Annotated in this window: 16 protein-coding genes; 9 read left to right on the forward strand and 7 right to left on the reverse strand. The window is 58.2% G+C overall.

Annotation, left to right across the window (positions count from 1 at the left end; genetic code table 11):
- Nucleotides 1–74: 74 nt before the first annotated feature.
- Both ACXIQ9_RS07025 and ACXIQ9_RS07030 read right to left on the reverse strand, forming a co-directional pair.
- Nucleotides 75–1,277, reverse strand: a complete 1,203-nt coding sequence (locus ACXIQ9_RS07025) for an FAD-dependent monooxygenase (RefSeq protein WP_459016196.1) — start codon at nucleotides 1,275–1,277, stop codon at nucleotides 75–77.
- Nucleotides 1,274–1,765 carry an HdeD family acid-resistance protein gene (locus tag ACXIQ9_RS07030; RefSeq protein ID WP_459016197.1) on the reverse strand — a complete coding sequence of 164 codons (492 nt, stop codon included), beginning with the start codon at nucleotides 1,763–1,765 and terminating at the stop codon, nucleotides 1,274–1,276. Before ACXIQ9_RS07030 ends, ACXIQ9_RS07025 begins: the two co-directional genes overlap by 4 nt.
- 100 nt (nucleotides 1,766–1,865) lie before the next feature.
- Here ACXIQ9_RS07030 and cysK point away from each other — a divergent pair, with 100 nt between their 5' ends.
- Entirely contained in the window at nucleotides 1,866–2,846 is a 981-nt protein-coding gene (gene cysK / locus ACXIQ9_RS07035; RefSeq protein WP_010317798.1) for a cysteine synthase A, read from the forward strand.
- On the opposite strand, the gene ACXIQ9_RS07040 is transcribed toward cysK, so the two are convergent.
- The 4 genes from ACXIQ9_RS07040 to ACXIQ9_RS07055 all read right to left on the reverse strand — a co-directional run bounded on the left by ACXIQ9_RS07040 (nucleotide 2,847) and on the right by ACXIQ9_RS07055 (nucleotide 7,023).
- A complete protein-coding gene (locus tag ACXIQ9_RS07040; protein WP_459016198.1) occupies nucleotides 2,847–3,074 on the reverse strand; it encodes a DUF6447 family protein in 228 nt (75 codons plus the stop codon). It lies immediately after the preceding gene.
- Between the two features lie 32 nt (nucleotides 3,075–3,106).
- Nucleotides 3,107–3,490, reverse strand: coding sequence for a hypothetical protein (locus ACXIQ9_RS07045; protein WP_459016199.1), 384 nt, complete (start codon nucleotides 3,488–3,490; stop codon nucleotides 3,107–3,109).
- A 9-nt stretch (nucleotides 3,491–3,499) separates the two neighbouring features.
- Nucleotides 3,500–5,236: an ABC transporter ATP-binding protein gene (locus ACXIQ9_RS07050; protein ID WP_424163620.1), complete on the reverse strand. Its 1,737-nt coding sequence runs from the start codon at nucleotides 5,234–5,236 to the stop codon at nucleotides 3,500–3,502.
- Between the two features lie 134 nt (nucleotides 5,237–5,370).
- Nucleotides 5,371–7,023 (reverse strand): bifunctional diguanylate cyclase/phosphodiesterase, encoded by a 1,653-nt coding sequence (locus tag ACXIQ9_RS07055; protein ID WP_459016200.1) that lies wholly within the window; start codon nucleotides 7,021–7,023, stop codon nucleotides 5,371–5,373.
- 235 nt (nucleotides 7,024–7,258) lie between these two features.
- Here ACXIQ9_RS07055 and ACXIQ9_RS07060 point away from each other — a divergent pair, with 235 nt between their 5' ends.
- Genes ACXIQ9_RS07060 through folP form a run of 5 tightly spaced genes read left to right on the forward strand, consistent with a single transcriptional unit; the run spans nucleotide 7,259 to nucleotide 11,324 of the window.
- Complete coding sequence (locus ACXIQ9_RS07060) at nucleotides 7,259–8,230, forward strand: ABC transporter substrate-binding protein (RefSeq protein ID WP_459016201.1); 972 nt, start codon at nucleotides 7,259–7,261, stop codon at nucleotides 8,228–8,230.
- 59 nt (nucleotides 8,231–8,289) lie between these two features.
- The gene (locus ACXIQ9_RS07065) at nucleotides 8,290–9,480 is read left to right on the forward strand and encodes a GGDEF domain-containing protein (protein ID WP_459016202.1); all 1,191 of its coding nucleotides are present in this window, start codon (nucleotides 8,290–8,292) and stop codon (nucleotides 9,478–9,480) included.
- 9 nt (nucleotides 9,481–9,489) lie between these two features.
- Complete coding sequence (locus ACXIQ9_RS07070; RefSeq protein WP_247478842.1) at nucleotides 9,490–9,714, forward strand: RNA-binding S4 domain-containing protein; 225 nt, start codon at nucleotides 9,490–9,492, stop codon at nucleotides 9,712–9,714.
- Between the two features lie 45 nt (nucleotides 9,715–9,759).
- Nucleotides 9,760–10,491 (forward strand): triose-phosphate isomerase, encoded by a 732-nt coding sequence (tpiA, locus tag ACXIQ9_RS07075; protein WP_459016203.1) that lies wholly within the window; start codon nucleotides 9,760–9,762, stop codon nucleotides 10,489–10,491.
- Nucleotides 10,491–11,324 (forward strand): dihydropteroate synthase, encoded by an 834-nt coding sequence (gene folP / locus ACXIQ9_RS07080; protein WP_459016204.1) that lies wholly within the window; start codon nucleotides 10,491–10,493, stop codon nucleotides 11,322–11,324. Before tpiA ends, folP begins: the two co-directional genes overlap by 1 nt.
- On the opposite strand, the gene ACXIQ9_RS07085 is transcribed toward folP, so the two are convergent.
- Nucleotides 11,321–11,965: a hypothetical protein gene (locus tag ACXIQ9_RS07085; RefSeq protein WP_459016205.1), complete on the reverse strand. Its 645-nt coding sequence runs from the start codon at nucleotides 11,963–11,965 to the stop codon at nucleotides 11,321–11,323. The genes folP and ACXIQ9_RS07085 overlap by 4 nt on opposite strands.
- A 229-nt stretch (nucleotides 11,966–12,194) precedes the next feature.
- On the opposite strand from ACXIQ9_RS07085, the gene ACXIQ9_RS07090 reads away from it, so the two are divergent.
- The 3 genes from ACXIQ9_RS07090 to ACXIQ9_RS07100 are packed head-to-tail and all read left to right on the forward strand — an operon-like array spanning nucleotide 12,195 to nucleotide 17,502.
- Nucleotides 12,195–13,928 (forward strand): ABC transporter transmembrane domain-containing protein, encoded by a 1,734-nt coding sequence (locus tag ACXIQ9_RS07090; RefSeq protein ID WP_459016206.1) that lies wholly within the window; start codon nucleotides 12,195–12,197, stop codon nucleotides 13,926–13,928.
- Entirely contained in the window at nucleotides 13,925–16,069 is a 2,145-nt protein-coding gene (locus ACXIQ9_RS07095) for an ATP-binding cassette domain-containing protein (protein ID WP_459016207.1), read from the forward strand. The genes ACXIQ9_RS07090 and ACXIQ9_RS07095 overlap by 4 nt, the downstream gene beginning before the upstream one ends.
- A gap of 35 nt (nucleotides 16,070–16,104) precedes the next feature.
- Nucleotides 16,105–17,502: an HlyD family type I secretion periplasmic adaptor subunit gene (locus tag ACXIQ9_RS07100; protein ID WP_459016208.1), complete on the forward strand. Its 1,398-nt coding sequence runs from the start codon at nucleotides 16,105–16,107 to the stop codon at nucleotides 17,500–17,502.
- Nucleotides 17,503–17,619: the final 117 nt, after the last annotated feature.

The following is a 17,619-nucleotide window of genomic DNA, read 5'->3' on the forward strand; positions in this document are numbered from 1 at the left end:
ACGGCTGATCACACTCTGGCTCCAACCCCCGGGCTTGGCCAGGCAGATCGCGCGACGCTGGCCTGTCTTGATCCTTAGGGCTGAAGGTTTGCCCCGGCCAAGGCGTTCCAGCGACCGTCCCGTAGTGGTCCTTGCCTGTTGGTCCACACCCGTTGCGCCAAGGGCCCGGTGATGGCGCGTCCTCGTATCAGTCCCGTGCGGAGGATGCGCTGATGGCCAAGCCAATGGCCCTGCCTCGCTTCCGCCTGTTGAAGCTGCTGCATCTGGCTGACCTCTGCCCGCCGGCGTTTCTCAATGGCCTGTGCTGCTTCATCGAGGTCACTGGAGCGCTCCAGCAGCAACTCAGCAGCCACCAAGCTGTCCCGCAACGCCAGGTTGATGCCTTGGGCACGAACCGGACTCATCGGGTGGGCGGCATCCCCAAGCAGCAGCAAACCCGGTTGCTGCCAACGCTCCGCCATGCCCACCTGGACCTTGAAGCGCACGGGGGCGCTCAGCCTCTCCCCCCGCTCCTCCAGCAGATGGGCCAGGGGCTCCGGTGCCAGCGCCGCCAACCGCTCTGCCCATTCCTGCGGGGTCAGGGACTCTGCGCTGTCCTGGGGCTCGAGTAACCAGGCCAGTTGCAGATCCCCTGAGGCGTTGAGGCAGGCACTGCCGATGCGGCCGCCGGCCACGAGGGTCTGGAAACCCCAGACGCAGTCGCTGGGGATCGGTCCAGGCAGCGCAAACCAGAGCAACTCCAGTGGACTGCCCGAGTGGCGCAGTGGAATCCCGGCCTGTTGACGCAGCAGTGAACCGCGGCCATCGCAGCCGATGACCAGATCCGCCTGCAGCGCCTCGCCGTTGCTGAGCTCGACGCCACTGATGCGCCCATCGCACCGGAGGAGCCGGCGGACAGCCTGGCCTGGCCTCCAGCGCAGCGTCGGGTAGTGCAGGGCGCGCTCGAGCAGTGCCTCCAGCAGGCTCTGCTGAGGCACGAGCCGGCAGGGTTGCAGCGACCCCAGGGGTTCTGCCACCTGGAAAAGGCGCTGGCGCTCGAGCCAGACGCTCCATCCCTCCAGGGGCCGCTGCGGCAGCTGCTCCACCAGCGGCAGCAGTCCCATTCGGGCCAGGGCCTCCAGGCCGCTGGGCATCAGGGCATCGCCGCGGAACTGCCGGCTAAAGCGTTCACTGGCTTCGATCAGCTCGACCTGCGCTCCGCCTTGGGCGAGCTGGAGCGCCAGGCTCAATCCAGCGGGCCCCGCTCCAACAACGATGAACCGGGGCGGGAGGGTCACTCAGCCGTCAGCAGCCTGAACCCAGTGAAGAACAGGGAGATCCCGAAGAGGGTGCCCACGGCCCAGAGACTGTCGCTGGGCCATTCCGCCACGAGCAGTCCCCCCAGCAGGGCCGTGATCAGGCCATCGGCGAGCACCAGGCCGCGGGCCTGGGCTTTGCTGGCGGCGGCCGAGGCCAGCTCCATCACCCCCTCAAAGATCAGCAGCAGTCCGGCAAAGAGGGTCAGGCTGATTTCACTCTCAACCGGGTAGGCCACGACCCAGATGCCCGCCACGACATAGAAGAGACCCGAGAGCCCGCGAAAGACCTTGCCCTTGGTGTCCTCGGCTTGGCCGAGGCGCAGCAGTTGGCTGACCCCAGCCACCGCCGCGATCACCCCGATGCTCAAGGTCAGGGCTGTGGCCGAAATGAAGGGCAGCGCGATCGAGGTCGCACCCGCCAGAGCCAGCAGAACGGCGGCGATGCGGCGCTGGTTTTTGGGGTCCACAGCAGGACTACGAAATCATCCGAACCCTAGAAACGTTTTCCCTATTTGCCTGCCCAGTTCTTAGGGTGCGGCCACTGTTGTGTGTGTAGCCCAGAGCCCCATGGCCGCGATCTTTAGCGATAACAGCCTCACGATCGGGCGCACCCCACTGGTTCAGCTCAACCGCATCACCGAGGGCTGCGGAGCGCGCGTTCTGGCCAAGATCGAGGGCCGCAATCCTGCCTATTCGGTGAAGTGCCGGATCGGTGCGGCGATGGTGGCGGCGGCCGAACGGGACGGTCTGCTGGGCCCCGGCAAGGAGCTGATTGAGCCCACCAGTGGCAACACCGGGATTGCCCTGGCGTTTGTGGCCGCCAGCAAGGGCATCAAGCTCACCCTGACCATGCCCGAAACGATGAGCCTGGAGCGGCGCAAGCTGCTGACGGCCTTTGGGGCCCACCTCGAGCTCACCGAGGGCCGGCTGGGCATGACGGGGGCCGTGAACCGGGCCAAGGAAATCGCCGCCAGCGATCCCGATCGCTACGTGCTGCTCCAGCAGTTTGTGAATCCGGCCAACCCCCAGATCCACCACGACACCACCGGCCCTGAGATCTGGAGCGATACCGACGGCAACGTCGACGTGTTCGTCTCCGGTGTTGGCACCGGCGGCACCCTGACCGGGGTGAGCCGCTACATCAAAAACACCCTGGCCAAGCCTCTGCACACGGTGGCGGTCGAGCCGATCAACAGCCCGGTGATCAGCCAGACCAAGGGGGGCCATGCCCTGCAACCCGGCCCCCACAAGATTCAGGGGATCGGTGCTGGTTTTGTTCCCGGCAACCTGGATCTGGCCATGGTCGATGCCGTCGAGCAGGTCAGCGATGAGGAGGCCGTCGAGATGGCCCGGCGCCTCGCCAAAGAAGAGGGAATCCTGGCCGGCATCAGCTGCGGGGCCGCCGCGGTGGCAGCCCTGCGCCTGGCCAAGGATCCAGCCCATGCCGGCAAGACGATCGTTGTGGTCCTCCCGGACTCCGGTGAGCGCTATCTCAGCTCGGTCCTGTTCGAGGGGATCTTCAACGAGCGCGGTCTGCCGATCGCCTGATCAGTCCGCCATCGGCGTGACGCCCTGCAGCCGGTCGTTGAGCTGCATGGCCATGGACTGACGGCCAACGGCCAGGACCTTGAGGGTGTCCTCCTGCATGCGCAGTTGGGCATCGGCCACCTGCATGCCGCGCACCAGCTCTTTGACCTCATCAGGCAGGCTGTTGAGGTCGTAGCGCTTCCCCTCAAAAGTCAGGATGGGAGGGGTCTGGTTAGAGGATTCGGTCACAACTCGAAGCGTTAGACCGAGCCACCATACCGTCAAAACTCCTGTTGTTGGTCAGCGCTCTCAGGATTGATTCGCTGTGGTAAAAACCGCAACGGCCGCTTAAATATGAACATCAGAAGATGTTCAAGTTGTGAAGTGTTTGTTAGTTCCCATCCGTCTCTTCCAAGCATGTTGAGGAAATATTCCAGCTGTTGAGCTGGGTGTTTTCCCGGGTGAAAATTTATATCGTCCCCGTACTGCTCTGGAAACTCTCGTCTGATGAAGTCAGGGCTAAGTAATCCACCAAGCTTTTTGCTGGCTTGCTCTGGATCAGCAGGGGATGGCGAAGTCGAGCGACTTGTTTCGATGTGCACGACTCGGTATTCCCAGACGGGCATCTCACCGAGTGGCTTGGCGGTGGGGCCCTGGTCCGTCATGGGACCAGGTTAAGCACCGCGAATCAGCTGGCGCTCGCAGAGGTCGCGATAGCGACCAGGGCGGCTGATCAGCAGGTCGTGGTTGCCCTGATCGACGATCTTGCCGTTCTCGAGCACCAGGATCGAATCGGCCTCCTGCACGGTGGAGAGGCGGTGGGCAATCACAAGAACCGTGCGGCCCTGCATGGCCTGATCGAGGCCCCTCTGCACGGCTTCTTCTGCCTCGGCATCCAGGGCGCTGGTGGCCTCATCCAGCAGCAGCACCGCCGGGTTGCCGAGCACCGCCCGGGCAATGGCCAGCCGTTGCAGTTGGCCGCCAGAGAAGTTGCTGCCCCGCTCTTCGACGCGGGCGTCGTAGCCGCCGGGAAGGGCCTCGATGAAACCGTCGGCATTGGCGAGGCGTGCGGCCGCTTGGATCTGCTCACGGGTGGCCGGCCGGCCAAAGGCGATCGCCTCGGCGACCGTGCCCGAGAAGACAGCGCTCTGTTGAGGCACCAGCGCCACGGCCGTGCGCAGCTCAGCGGCCTTGAGGTCCGCCAGGTTGCGCCCATCCAGCAGCACCTGACCGCCCTGGGCGGTGTTGAAGCGCAGCAGTAGGGAAAAGAGGGTGCTCTTGCCTGCCCCGGAGGGACCGACCAGGGCCACGACCTGGCCAGGTTTGACCTGGAGCGAGAGGTTCTTCAGAACGGGCTGCTGCGGGTCGTAGCCAAAACTCACCTGCTCGAGCAGCAGCTCGCCAGCGACGCGCCCCAGGGGTTGGGCGTCCGGGCGATCGGGTTGCTCGACCGCTTCCCGCTCGATCTCACGTAGGCGCTTGAGGGAGGCCTGCCCCTGTTGGAACTCGTTGAAGTTGGTGGTCAGGTGGCTGATCGGGTCGATCAGCATCAGCAGGGCGGCGACGTAGCTGCTGAAGCCCTGTCCATCAAGGTCACCGCTTTGGATGCGGGCGGCGCCCATAAGCAGCACCGCCAGGATGCCCGCGGCCTCCAGGAAGCCCACGACGGGGTACTGCAGGGCCAGCAGCTTCTGGGTGCGGTAGCGGGCCTTGCGGTGCAGATCGATCTCAACTTCAAAGCGCTGCTGCAGCCAGGGCTCAGCGGCAAAGGCCCGCACCAGGGGGAGTCCGGAGATCGCTTCTCCCAGCAGGGAGGCCAATTCGCTGACTTGTTTTTGACTCTTTTCTGCGGCGCCCATGACCTTGGCGCCAAAGACGCTCACCAGCACGGCCACCAAGGGGGCCAGCAGCAGGGTGCCGATGGAGAGCTTCCAGTCCAGCCAGACCATGTAGCCGAAGACCACCACCAGCTGCAGCACCGAGGGGGTGGTGTCCTGGATCGTCTTGTAGATCACCTCGCCCACCCGATCGGCGTCTTCTGTCAGGCGGTAGGTCAGGTCGCCGGCAGAGAGCTTCTCGAGCACTCCGAAATCCAGACGTTGGAGCCGCGCGAACAGCCGGCGGCGCAGTTCCTGGCTGACCTGCAGAGCCGGTCCCGCCAGCAGGGTGTCCTGACCAAACTGTGCGATCTTCTGCAGCATGAAGACCGTCAGGGCCAGGCCGATGACCTGCAGCACCCGGCTGAAGTCACCGGCTCCGATCGCGGGAATCAGCTGACCGGCCAACCAGGCCAGGAGCGGCCAGCAGACCACAAAGACGAGCATGCAGGCCCCACCCGCGATCAGCGCGGGACGGTGGGGCTTCAGCAGCGGCAGCAGGCGCCGGAAGCCGGCCGATGAGGGTGCAAGCATCGGGGCAAGCTATCAGCGCTTTTTGAAACGACCGCCGTTGGAAGAAAGGGTCGCTGGTCGTTGTATCGACGCAAGCTGGTCGAGCTGCTGGCCTAGGGCCTTGCCTGATTGGTTCTTGATCTGGCTGGCTCCACTCATTCCGGCTCGACTGCCATGAACAGTCGCTTCGCATGGCTGAGGGTGTCGTTGAGCTCTCTGGCCATCTCTTCAGCATTCTTCGGCTTTGCCAAAAGAAAGCCCTGAAAGCCATCACATCCCAGTCGCTTGAGTTGCTGGAGTTGTTGGATCGACTCAACTCCTTCGGCTAGGGATTTCAATCCGAGTCCATGGGCGAGTTGGGTTGTGGCCCGAACAATTGAATAATCATTGGGGTCTTGCTCCATATCTCTCACAAAGCTCTTGTCGATCTTGAATCCCTTGAGTGGCAGTCTCTGTAGCGATTTAAGATTGGAAAAACCTGTGCCAAAATCATCAACCCAAAGACAAACCCCTAGCTTTTGAAGCCTTTGAAGGCGTATTGTTGCGTCATGGGGATTTTTGAGCAATGCAGTTTCTGTGAGTTCTAGCTCGATGCGACTGGGGGAAAGCCCTTCCAGGTGACAGATTTCGGTTATTAACTCATCGAGCGGCTCGGCGTCGGGGTTGAGTTGTTCGGCTGAGACGTTGATCGATAGCTTTGGAATGTTGATGTTGTTGCGCTGCCACTCGGCGAATTGTTGAACCCCATTCTTTAGAGTCCAGCTACCAATGTCTTCGATTAATCCACTCTGTTCGGCTACAGGGATAAATCGTGTACATGGAATAAAGGCTTCCCCTTGATGGTCCCATCGAAGCAGTGCTTCTGCTCCCATGAGGCTGCCTCTTTGATCAAACTGCAGCTGATAGTGAAGTTTGAGTTCATTCTTTTCTATGGCTGTCGAGAGCTTTTGCTCGAGGTCAAGGGCCTCTCGAATCGTCGCGCTGAGGGATTCTGAATACACCTGAACTTTTCCTGGCCCGCGTCGTTGGGCAGCGGCAAGCGCTGTTCTGGCGGATTGAATAGGATCGTCATCGGCTGTTGTGATGCCAGGCCAAATGCTGATCCCAATGCAGGCACTGAGGTGTATTGATGGTAGCCTTTCTAAACTCCTCGAAGTTAATCGAAGACTCTTCTGTAGCCGCTTGCCATGCTGGATGGCGTCCTGAGTGCTCTGGATTCCGTCTGTCTGAATAATGACAAAACTGTCGCTGTCGAGCCTTGCCAGCCAGTCTTCCGGGGTGATCTGATCGCGAAGATGTCTCGCTATCCAGACTAAAAGCCTGTTTCCATTGGCGATTCCAAACGTGTCATTGATCTCTTGGAAGTGATCGATGTCTAGGCAGGTGACTGTGATCCTGGTGTTTTTGCTGACGCCACTGATGACGTCACGGATGAGCTCACTGATGTAGATGTCTGTTGCTGCGCGATTGGGTAGACAGGTCAGCCTGTCTGTTTGGATTGGCTCGAATCTTTCGCCTTTGGTGGATTGAACTCCTGGGCACTCCTGTAGGGTCCCGATGGAGTAGAGAGGGCGTCCTTTGTTGTCATAGCTTGTAAAGCAGCGATGATCGACGAAGCACTCATCGCCATCCTTCCAGCGAAGTCGATGCCTGATTCGGCCGGCTTGTCCGCTCAATTGCGATTGCTGGAGTTCCGTTCGGACTCGCTCTCGATCTTCTTTGGCGACGACAGCGAGTAACTGGTCCATGGTCTGCCCACCTCCTTCCTCCGAGCGAAGTATCTGACAGAGCTGCGGCGACCAGAGCATCGACCCATCGCCACCATGCTTCTGGAGCCAGGAGCCAAGTTTGAGGTGGTACTCGGCATTCAGTAGCAGCTGAAGAATGGCCTCTGGATCATTGACTGCTTTGGACAGAAGGCACTACGGACCAACTCTTCAGCTCAACCCTAGTCACAGATCTGAGTGAGATCTGCTTCGAGTGAAAGGCTTTTTTCTCAGGCTTGGCCACTAGGTTGAACTTGGTCTCAGGCTGCCCCTTTGGATGTCTCGGAGATCCCTTCCTGGCCTACTGCTGGCTTCCTGTCTTGTCTGGTTGGTCGGATCTTGCGCTTCACGTCGCCCCTCGATTGATGTCCCTGTCTCGAGTTGGCCTGGTTATGAGTACTTTTATTTGGCTCACGAGTTGGGGTTTGACCGCGTCGAGGGTATTGAGATCTTTCCTCGGCAGTATCCGGACCCTCAATCCATTGTTCATGCTTATCTCAGGGCAGAACTTCCGATAGCACAATTAACCACTATCGAGTTGGTTGAGCTTTGTGCTCGAGTGCCTGAGCGATGCCCGGTTGTCATCTTGGTTCTGGATGAGTCAGTCGAGGCTGATCAGATTATTTCTGTACCGTCACTGCTCTCAATTCGAGATCTAAAGGGGAAGTCGATTGCCGTTTCGCGCTCGAACTTTGGACCGTTTGTCCTCGGTCGGGCACTTCAGCTTCATGGTTTATCGCTCAGTGAGATCAAGATGCGCAAGATGGAACTTGGGTTGATGCCAAAAGCCTTGTTCACTGGCTCTGTCGATGCAGCAGTACTGCCCTCTCCCTCTAGCCGCGTCACTTTAAGAGACGCTCCCTTACGCCCACTCTTCAATAGTGCAGTCATTCCGGGGGAGATCCTGACTGTCTTGGTGGTTGAAAAAAACTTTCTCAAACTCAACCAAAACAGCGTTGTTTCCCTGTTGAGGTCTTGGTCTGCAGCCCATGCTGAAGCAAGGCTAAGTCCTCAGAGAGCCCTTTCAATACTGGCTGAACGGGAACGCCTGAGCGTCGATGAGTTTCGTGCAGCGGAACAGGGTCTGCGTTATTTCAGCTTGTCTGATCAGGTCGAAATGCTACAGCCTGAGGGACGGGTCGCTCGCAATATTGAAGCGGTGCGTGACTTGCAAGAGAAACTGCAGCTCATTCCGCGAGGCTCGATCATACCGAAGGTGACTTCTACGTATGTAGAAGCGGCACAATGAGTCACCTCCGATCAGTCCAGCGACTGGTTCCCTCAACCAAGGGTCTCCTGCATCAACGGGTGAATCAGGAACTGATGTTCCTGTCCCTACTGGTGACCGCTTTGGGATCTTGCCTCTTGGTTGGGGTTAGCGGATTTCTGGTTGTGCATGCCGCTATGAGAGAGGCAGAACTCCAGGCACGCTCCATTGAGCACGACCTTGTTCGTAGCGTCACCAGTTATCAACCCGTCGAGGAAGTCCAGCGAGAGCTCCAGCTCAAAGCCGCTTCTAGAGGCTTGCACTCGGCTGTTCTTCTCGGTCCAGGTGGAAGAGTCATTGCCGCGAATGACAACACGATGCTGGGCAGTTCAGTCTTTGGCCTCAGCTGGTGGACAAGGCTTGGACAAAACTCGAGTGATTTGTTGACGTGCCTTCGTCCATCCGATGCGGCTGCCGCTTGCCATTCTGTTCAACCGGTTAATCAGTTTTTTGGATTCATCCCTGCCTTCGGTGGTGAGCGACTGGTCCACATTGCTCCGACTCCCTTGGCGATTGAGGGGCGGCCTGATCTGGGGACCCGTGGTCTATTGGTGCTCGAGCTTGATCTGTCTCCAGTGACTCAGCGCTGGTCCCGTTGGATTGCGCTCGTTTTTCTTGCAGGCTTTGCACCACTCTTTCTGACGGAAACGGCGCTGGTGTTCTTTTTGCGTCACCGCCTTTTGCCCGAGTTATTGGGATTGGCTCAAGTCGATTCTTTGTCTGGCGTTTTTAATCGTCGTTCCTTTTTTGAGATGGCTGCCCAGCAGATTGGACAGTTCAACCAGAATCACTGCCTGTGTATTGTTGCTTTGATTGATATCGATCGTTTTAAATCGATTAACGATACCTATGGTCACGCCGCCGGGGACGAAGTCATCTGTCAGTTATCCACACTCTTTCGTGACGTGATTCCTTCTGGCGATCTGATTGGTCGCCTCGGAGGCGATGAATTTGCTGTTTTGATGCTGGAGTCCGCTGAAGAAGCGGCTGCTGTTCTGGAGTCCTTGCGCCGTCAGGTTGCAGCCCGTTCCTGGCAGCTGAATGACGGGTCTCTTGTCCAGTTCACATTGTCGATCGGCATGGCGGATTCACGTTTGGCACGGGTCTGCAACATCGATGAGCTCTTGGCTGCTGCAGACGTGGGTCTCTATGCGGCTAAAGGCAATGGTGGAAACAACCTGGTTCCGCCAAACGAGGCGGGGACTCAGGGTTGGACAATGCAACTGGCATGAGTTGACAGCGTGACCACACCCCTGGGGACCTCCGAGCCCATTCGCCTGGATCAATTTCTGAAATGGCAAGGCTTGGTCTTCACAGGCGGTGAAGCCAAGCAGCGCATTCAGGGCGGGGAGGTCCGGGTCAATGGCTTCCAGGAGACCCAGCGTGGTCGGAAGCTGAAAGCCGGCGACCGGGTCGAGTTCGCTGGTCAGACAGTTCTCGTACCTCAGCAGCTCGACCTTCGCTGAGGACCCCAGACCTTAGGTTGGATCGCTAGTCGACCTATGAACGCAGTGCGGAAGGCTGTCATCGCGGGCAATTGGAAGATGCATATGACCTGCGCTGAAGCGCAGGCCTTTGCTGAGAGCTTCAAGCCTCTGGTGGCCGGCCTTCCTAGCGATCGCGAGGTGGTTCTGGCGCCTCCTTTTACGGCCATCGCCAGCTTGAGCAGTTCCTTGGCAGGCAGTGGAATACGGATTGCGGCTCAGAACATCCACTGGCAAGAGAAGGGCGCCTTTACCGGGATGGTCTCTGCCGGCATGCTCCTCGAGCATGGAGTGAGTCACGCCATTGTTGGCCACAGTGAGCCACGCAAGTACTACAGCGAGACTGACGAGCAAATCAATCTTCGGGCCCGTAGTGCCCAGAAGCACAGCATCACCCCGATCCTGTGCGTTGGCGAGAGCGATTCGCAGCGGGAGGCAGGGGAAGCAGAGAAGGTGATCCGCCGCCAGGTGCAGCAAGGGGTGGATGGCTTGGATCACAGCCGATTGATCATTGCCTACGAACCGATTTGGGCTATTGGCACGGGCAAAACCTGTGAAGCGGCTGAAGCCAATCGGATCTGCGGTCTGATTCGAGACTGGGTTGGTTATTCCGACGTGGTGGTGCAGTACGGCGGTTCTGTGAATCCAGGAACGATTGACCAGTTAATGGCCCAGAGCGATATCGACGGCGTTCTCGTGGGTGGGGCTTCCTTGGATCCAGAGGGCTTCGCTCGCATTGCGAACTACCAGCCGGTCTGATGACAAGGCCCTTGGGCCAACCAACCCAGGTGATGGGGGTGATCAATCTCACCCCCGATTCCTTTAGTGACGGTGGTCGCTTTCGCTCTCCAGACCAGGCTTTGCGGCAGGCCAAGACATTGGTCAAAGCAGGTGTGGGGATTTTGGATCTTGGCGCCCAAAGCACCCGTCCTGGTGCAGAGGATGTCGGTGGTGTAGAGGAGCTCAATCGCCTCCTCCCCAGTCTCCAGGCGATTCGATCAGCCTTCCCGCCGGGATTGGGTCAGCCGCTGATCTCGGTGGACACGTATCGGGCCTGCGTCGCCCAGCGAGCCATTGAAGCTGGAGCGGATTGGATCAACGACATCAGCGGCGGCGTTCGGGATCCCGATTTGTTGGCTGTTGTCGCCGCAGCCGACTGCCCCTATGTGCTGATGCACTCCAGAGGGGATAGCCACTCCATGGATTCGTTGACGGACTACGGCCCTGAGGGTGTGATTGCTGGCGTTCTCAGGGAGCTGCGGCATGCCACCGAGCGCGCTCTTGCTGCGGGTGTTCGCCTGGAGCGCTTGATTTGGGATCCGGGCTTGGGGTTTGCCAAAACCACTGAACAGAATCTTGAGCTGCTCAAGGGACTTGAGCAGCTCAAGGCGGATGGCATCCCGCTTCTCGTGGGGCCTTCGCGCAAGCGCTTCATCGGAGCTGTTTTGGATGAGCCCCGCCCTAAGGCTCGACTCTGGGGTACTGCAGCTGTCGTTGCCCGTTGCGTCGCGGCTGGTGTGGATGTGGTCCGTGTTCACGATGGAGCGGTCATTGTCCAGGTGGCACGCATGGCGGATGCGCTTTGGGCCTAACTCGCGAATTCAATCTCGCCGGCTGGTGTGAGTTGAGCCTCACTAAAGAACTTGGCCATCTGTTCTGAAATCACCCCTTGGTTGGCCAGGATCTCTCCAAGTCGCTTGCCATTCATCCGCTGGCTGGCCAGGGCTTGATTGAGTCTGTCCTCGCTGATGAGCTCTAGCTCTTTCAGGCGTTCTCCGAGGCGCTGGTCATTGAAGCCTCGATCGGCATAGAGCGACGGATTAAACAGTAATTCCAGCATCGGTCCAGAGACTTTGAGATTCAACCTGAGGAATTCACCCAAACGCTGGTTGGCAGCAAATGGTTGATAATCCAAAAGGAGTTGCTCGAGTTCGTCCAGATTGATCACGCCTGCACTGACCAACTTTTGGCCAAGCGGCTTCGTCTGAAATAAGTCTTTCTCGGCCTCAGCATCGAGCAGGGCTGCTTCGAGTTCTCCTTCGATCACAGTTGGGCTCTGAAAGGTTTCTTGAATCCAGGGGTCATTCTGGAGAAAGTCCAGTAGATCCCCTGGCTTGACACACAACGAGCCAAAGTGCTGTTCGACTAACTCCTCAACAAAAGCTATCTCGGTCGCCGGACCGATCACCTGAAAGGGTATGGACTGTCCTTGTCCATTGGCGATCAATTCCACTTGATTGCGCTCAGTGGATAGCTGAAAACGAAACACGAGCCGGTCCTCACCGCTTTGCTTGGTTGTCCCGAAGACTAATCAGATTGAATCCTGTCGCCGGCTGATGAAGGGTGCTTGATGCTTGTGTTTCGAAAAGCGACGCGAAACGATTCCCTTTATTAAGAGTTCCCCTGGCGCCTTCAGCGGGCTTGGAGCTGCATATGTTTTTGGCAGGCAATTTTGGGGGCACATGGTTTCGAGCCTTGATGAGGCGGTCCTTTCGCGCAAGAGCTTCCGGCATGTTCTCTCGGCATCGATTCGTCGCTGCAAACAGTCGCTGAATGCTGCACTTGACCTCTTGGAAGAAGCGATGTCCCATCGCTTCTTCCAGTCCTTGCGATACGTGCAGTGGTCGGATTACCAGCTCAAGCCCATCTTGGTGGCTTCAGTGCTGATCAATCTTCTCGAGCTTGCTTCCCCGCTCTACATCAATATCGTCTTCACTTCAGTCCTCCCCTCTGGCTCGATGTCGAGCTTGGTGGTCTTGAGCGTGGGTGTTGTGCTGTTGATGATCTTGGGGGGCTGGCTCAAAAGTGTGCGTCTGGTGTTGACCGGTGCTGATGGAGCTCGCGTCGAGCATCAGAAGCGGGTCGAGGCTGTGTCCCATTTCTTGCAGTTGGGACTGCCGGATTTCTTGGCACTATCCCCAGGTCGGCATTTGCAGCGTTTGAACAGCATCAATCTTCTGCGCGATGAGAGTGCTTTGCAGGCGCTGACCACTGCCATTGATTTGCTTTTCTCGCTGTTGTTTGTGGTCGTCTTGTTCTTGATCGCTGGCAGCGTTGGAGTGGTCGCTGTTCTCGCGATCATTGTCTACCTCTTTCGCGCTCTGGCCTTCGCTCGGGACTACGAGCGGCTCTCACGACGTCGGGATCAAACTGAGCTTGAGACCCGCACCTATCAAGACAAGTTGGTCGATGCCATGGATTTGATCAAATCCAATGGCCTTGGTTCGAAGTTCTTGGTGGCTAGTGAGCGCTTTCAAGAAGAGCAGGCCTATGACCGGATGCTGCACAACACCTTCGCTGGGCAGTACCAGGCTTTTGGTTCCTTGATGGGACAGATCACGTTTGCCGCTGGCGTCACTTGGGGTGCGTTGTTGGTCGTGAACGATCGTCTACTCGTCGGTGCCCTTGCGGCTGCTCTGCTGTTGCTTGGCAAGATCCTCGCCCCTTGGCAGCAAGCGATGGGGCTATGGAACAGCTATCGCCGCTTGAGCCTTTCGAGGGATGAATACGACGCACTGATGGCCTTGCCTGTCGAAGGTCTTGGGGGCAGCCGGCAGCTTCCATCTGGGGGTCTGCTCACCATTTCGCGGCACGGCTCTCCATTGGTCGAGGCGAATAAAGGCTCTGTTGTGTTGCTTCGGGATCAGCGCTTTGGCGTTGATGTACGGCAGTTGTTTCTGGAGTTAATTCAGGTCAGCCCTAACCCTGAGTTGTCGCTGGATGGTGAGCCGATCGCGTCCTATCGACGCGTTGAGCTACGGGATGACATTGCTTACGTCGATCCATCCCGCGCTTTTTTCCAGGGGACGTTGCTGGAGAACATCACCTGTTTTCAGCCCAGTCGCCTGAGGCGAAAAGCCTTGTTCTGGTCCTTCCTGACTGGCTTGGATCACCAGGTTCGTGCCTTGCCCCACGGCTATGGAACAGCCATGGGTGGAACGCTTCCAACGGGCCTCTCGCGTGACGCTCAAGCCCTTGCGCACCTGGTGACGGCTCTGACTCGTAATCCTCACCTCCTACTCCTTGATCTCAGTGATTGTTCCTACGGGAAGGCTTTTATCGATGGACTCACACGGGCCCTTCACCGCTGTCACGGCCACTTAACCGTGTTGATTGCGGGTCGGGGGTTGGTGCTCTCTGGGCTTGCTGATCAACAACTCGATCTCCAATCCGCCCTGCAGGAGGCCAGCTCATGACTTTGTCTCGCAATGGCTCTGCATCAAGCAGTCCTGCTCAGTTGATTCGCGACCTGACGCTCAGTCCCGAAGCTCCGTTGGCCTTTTGCCTGCGACTGTTGTTGCAGCAGTTGATGTGGATGGGACGGTCAGAGCAGCTGTTTGAGCTGTTTGGTCCTGATCCCCGTCAGATGGACCTGGTGGAAGCCCGGAACCTGCTGTTGCGGTTGGGCTACGGCAGCACCCAGGAGCGTCTTCAGAGCTGGGATCAGTTACAGGGTTACGGCCTACCGGCGCTTTATCTGACACCAGAGCAGCACCCCTATGTGCTGTCACGGGACGGGCAAGGTCTCCTGTTGGCTGCCAATGCTGATGGTCGCGTTGGTCTTGCAGATGTGCCGGTTGGCGGCAGCCTGGTTGTTTTTTACGAAGCGCCTCCTAGCGATCGCGTGGCCTTGGTGCAGCAGGTGCTGTATCGCTTCCGTCATCGCATTTCGCTGCTCTATGGAATCAGCTTTGTGCTTGCTCTATTGGCACTGGTTGTGCCCTTTTACATCCGGGCCGTTTATAACGTCGTGATTCCCAGTGAAAACCTCTTCACCGGAGCCTGGTTGTTCCTTGGCGTCTTGTTGTTGTTTGGTCTGGATTGGACCCTACGTCAATGGAGAAGCAGTCAGTTGGCGCAGCTGGCGGCACGCCTTGATGCCTTATTGGGCGTGAAGCTGATTGAGAAGACGATCGGACTGGACTCCAACCAGACTGAAACTTTAGGGACTCGCAGCTACCGCAATCGGCAGCGCAATCTCGATGCGCTATTGGTCTATTTGCAAGGACCACTTGCCCTGGCCCTGCTGGACTTTCCCTTTGTCCTTCTCTATCTGGGTGCGATTGCACTGATCGCAGGCCCCTTGGTCTTGATCCCCTTGGTCTTGATGGGCATCACCGCCATCTTGGTCCTGGTGATGGCTCGTTATTACGGCGTCGCTGCTGATCTGAGCCTCTCCAGTGAAATCGGAATTGCTCAAGCGCAGCAGGAGTTGGTGAGTCGCTTTTTGGAGGTGAAGCAATCCAGTTTGGAGTGGGTCTGGCTGCAGCGTTTGCGTGGTCTCTCGGCTCAGAGCACCAGTAGCGCACTGACCATCAACCGCCAATTGGGCCGCCTGCAGGTGGTTGTCAGTACCGCATCTCAGCTGGCCGGGGTGTTGACTCTGGCGTTTGGCGTTTGGCTCGCTTCGAACAGCGAAGAGGGTGCCGCTGCCATGGGCACTCTGATTGCCGCAATGTTCTTCGTCTGGAGGGTCTTTACACCCTTCCAGCAGTTAATGAACGCGATGTTGCGTTTGAGTTCGATGCGTAAGCAGTTCGCTCAACTGGATCAGTTTTTCAAGCTTCGTCAATCCACCCGAATGGCGGCTGAATCACCGCATCATCGGCTCTATGGATCGGTCCTTTTGGATTCCGGCACCTGTCGATTGGGTCGTGACAGCTGTTTGTCTTTGACGCGGGTCTCCCTGTCGGTGGAACCCGGACAAATCCTGGCTCTGACTGGGAAAGCCGGTTGCGGCAAAAGTGCGGTGTTGCGGGTGATTGATCAGCTGTATCCGCTCTCCAATGGCTCATTGCTCTTTGACGGTGTCGACTATCGCCAGTTCAGTCCTGATCTAATTCAAAGCAACATCGCTTTCGTGATGGAGCGCTCAGAGCTGCTGCCTGGGACGGTGCTCTCCAACCTGATGGCGATGAATCCCGACGTGACGCCACCCCACGTGCGCTCGATTTGCGACCGCATCGGGATCTTGGACTACCTGGAATCATTGCCTGACGGGCTCGACACCTCCCTGGATGAGGCATTTGTTTATCAGCTGCCCCATGGGGTATTGCGTTTGCTCTCCCTGGCGCAGGCCCTGATTAAAGACTCCCCAATCCTGTTGATCGACGACCTCAGTCAGGGGTTGTCTCCGGATCAATTCCAAATCTTCCTCGAGGCCCTGCCCTCTTTCCGGGTGTCGTTCTTTAGCGGCCACCCGCGCAGTGTTGTCATCGCCACCGACAACCGCTTGTTACTTGAGAAGGTCGATCAGCTCTGCATTCTCGACAAAGGGGTGACCACCTTCCAGGGCACTCCCGAGGAGTTACGCCAACGGCTTCAAAACAGGCCCTAGATCCAATCCACCGTTCACCATTTTCTCTTCATGCCATGACTTCCTCCTCTGTCAACGCCAACCCTGAGCCAAGCAAGGATGAGGGCGCATCCTCTCCCCCCTCTGCCGGCTGGTTCGCCAAGCTTCCTGGATTGGATCAATCCGACGTGGCGGCGTTGGTTGGACATCAGCGCTTATCCCAGGCCCTTGATCTCGAGCAAAAGCCGGACAACCGTCACCTGCGCCTGTCCTTGTACTTCCTCGGTGGTGCAGCAGCTTTGTTTGTCCCCTGGGCGGCCCTGACTCCGTTGACTCAGGTCGTTCAGGCTTCCGGTGAGGTCGTGCCAGAGGGTGCCGTGAATGTGGTCCAGCACCTAGAGGGAGGGATTGTCTCCAAGGTGGATGTCCGCGACGGCCAGGAGGTCAAAGAGGGAGAGGTGTTGCTGGAGCTCAGCCCCAAGTTGGTGGGCAGCGAATATGACGCAGCTGAGCAGAAGCTCAAGAACCTGTTGCTGCAGCAAAAGCAACTGCAGGCGGCGATTCGTGGTGACGCAACCATCTCAGTTGGCGATCTCCAGGGGATCGAGCAGGGCAACAAGGTCAGTGCTGCCCAGCAACAGCTCTTGACCAGCCGCCTTGCCAATCGAGCTGATCAGCTGGCCGCTGCTCGGGCCACGGTGCAGCAGAAGCAGGCGGAAGTCGAGGGGTTGAACGAGCAGATCAATCTCCAAACCCAGCAGGTTGCGATGTGGGCGTCGCTTCAGGAGTCCGGCGGGGCCTCACGGTTGCAGTTGCTCCATACCAAGACGCAGCTGGCGGAGATGAAGGGGGCGCGGAATGAAGCGCGCAAGGCCTTGAGCCAGGCCCAAGCCAACCTGAAGGGCGTGGAATCCGGCCTGCATTTCGAAAATAACTCACAAATTGCAGAGTTGGTGAGCGAAGAGGCTGTGGTGGCAGAAAACATCAAAAAGGTGCGCAACCAGCTCGAGCGCACCAAGGTCACGGCCCCGGTCAGTGGGGTGATCAGCGACCTGCGCTACAAGGCCCCGGGTGCTGTGGTGGGTCCAGGTGCTGTGGTTCTGCAGGTCGTTCCGACTAGCAGTAAGAAGTTGGTGGAGGTGCGGGTGCCATCCAAAGACATTGGCTTTGTGAAGGTGGGGCAGCGAGTGGACGTGAAGCTCCAGCCGTTTGATTCCACCATTTATGGATCTGTGCCCGGCAAGGTGCTGAGTTTGGCTGGAACCACGGTGCAAGATCCGGATACCCGTGCCTACTACTACCTGGCACGGGTGGAGCTGGACCGGCAGTTTGTGGATCAGCGCCGCAAGAAATTTCCGATTCAAGCAGGGATGCCTCTAGTTGCGGATATCCAGGGGCAACGCCGCAGTGTTCTGCGTTATCTCTTCCAGCCGTTCACTCGGACGATGGATTCAGCACTACGGGAGAGTCGCTAAAGACCTCTCTTCAGCCTGTCTCGCTCGATCATCTTCCATCAGATCCCGCCCTAAATATGGGATCTGGCAGTCCTCTTTTCATCACCTTTAGATTCGCCTTGATTCTTAACCACCTGC

The sequence above is a fragment of the Synechococcus sp. LTW-G genome (genome assembly GCF_054459035.1).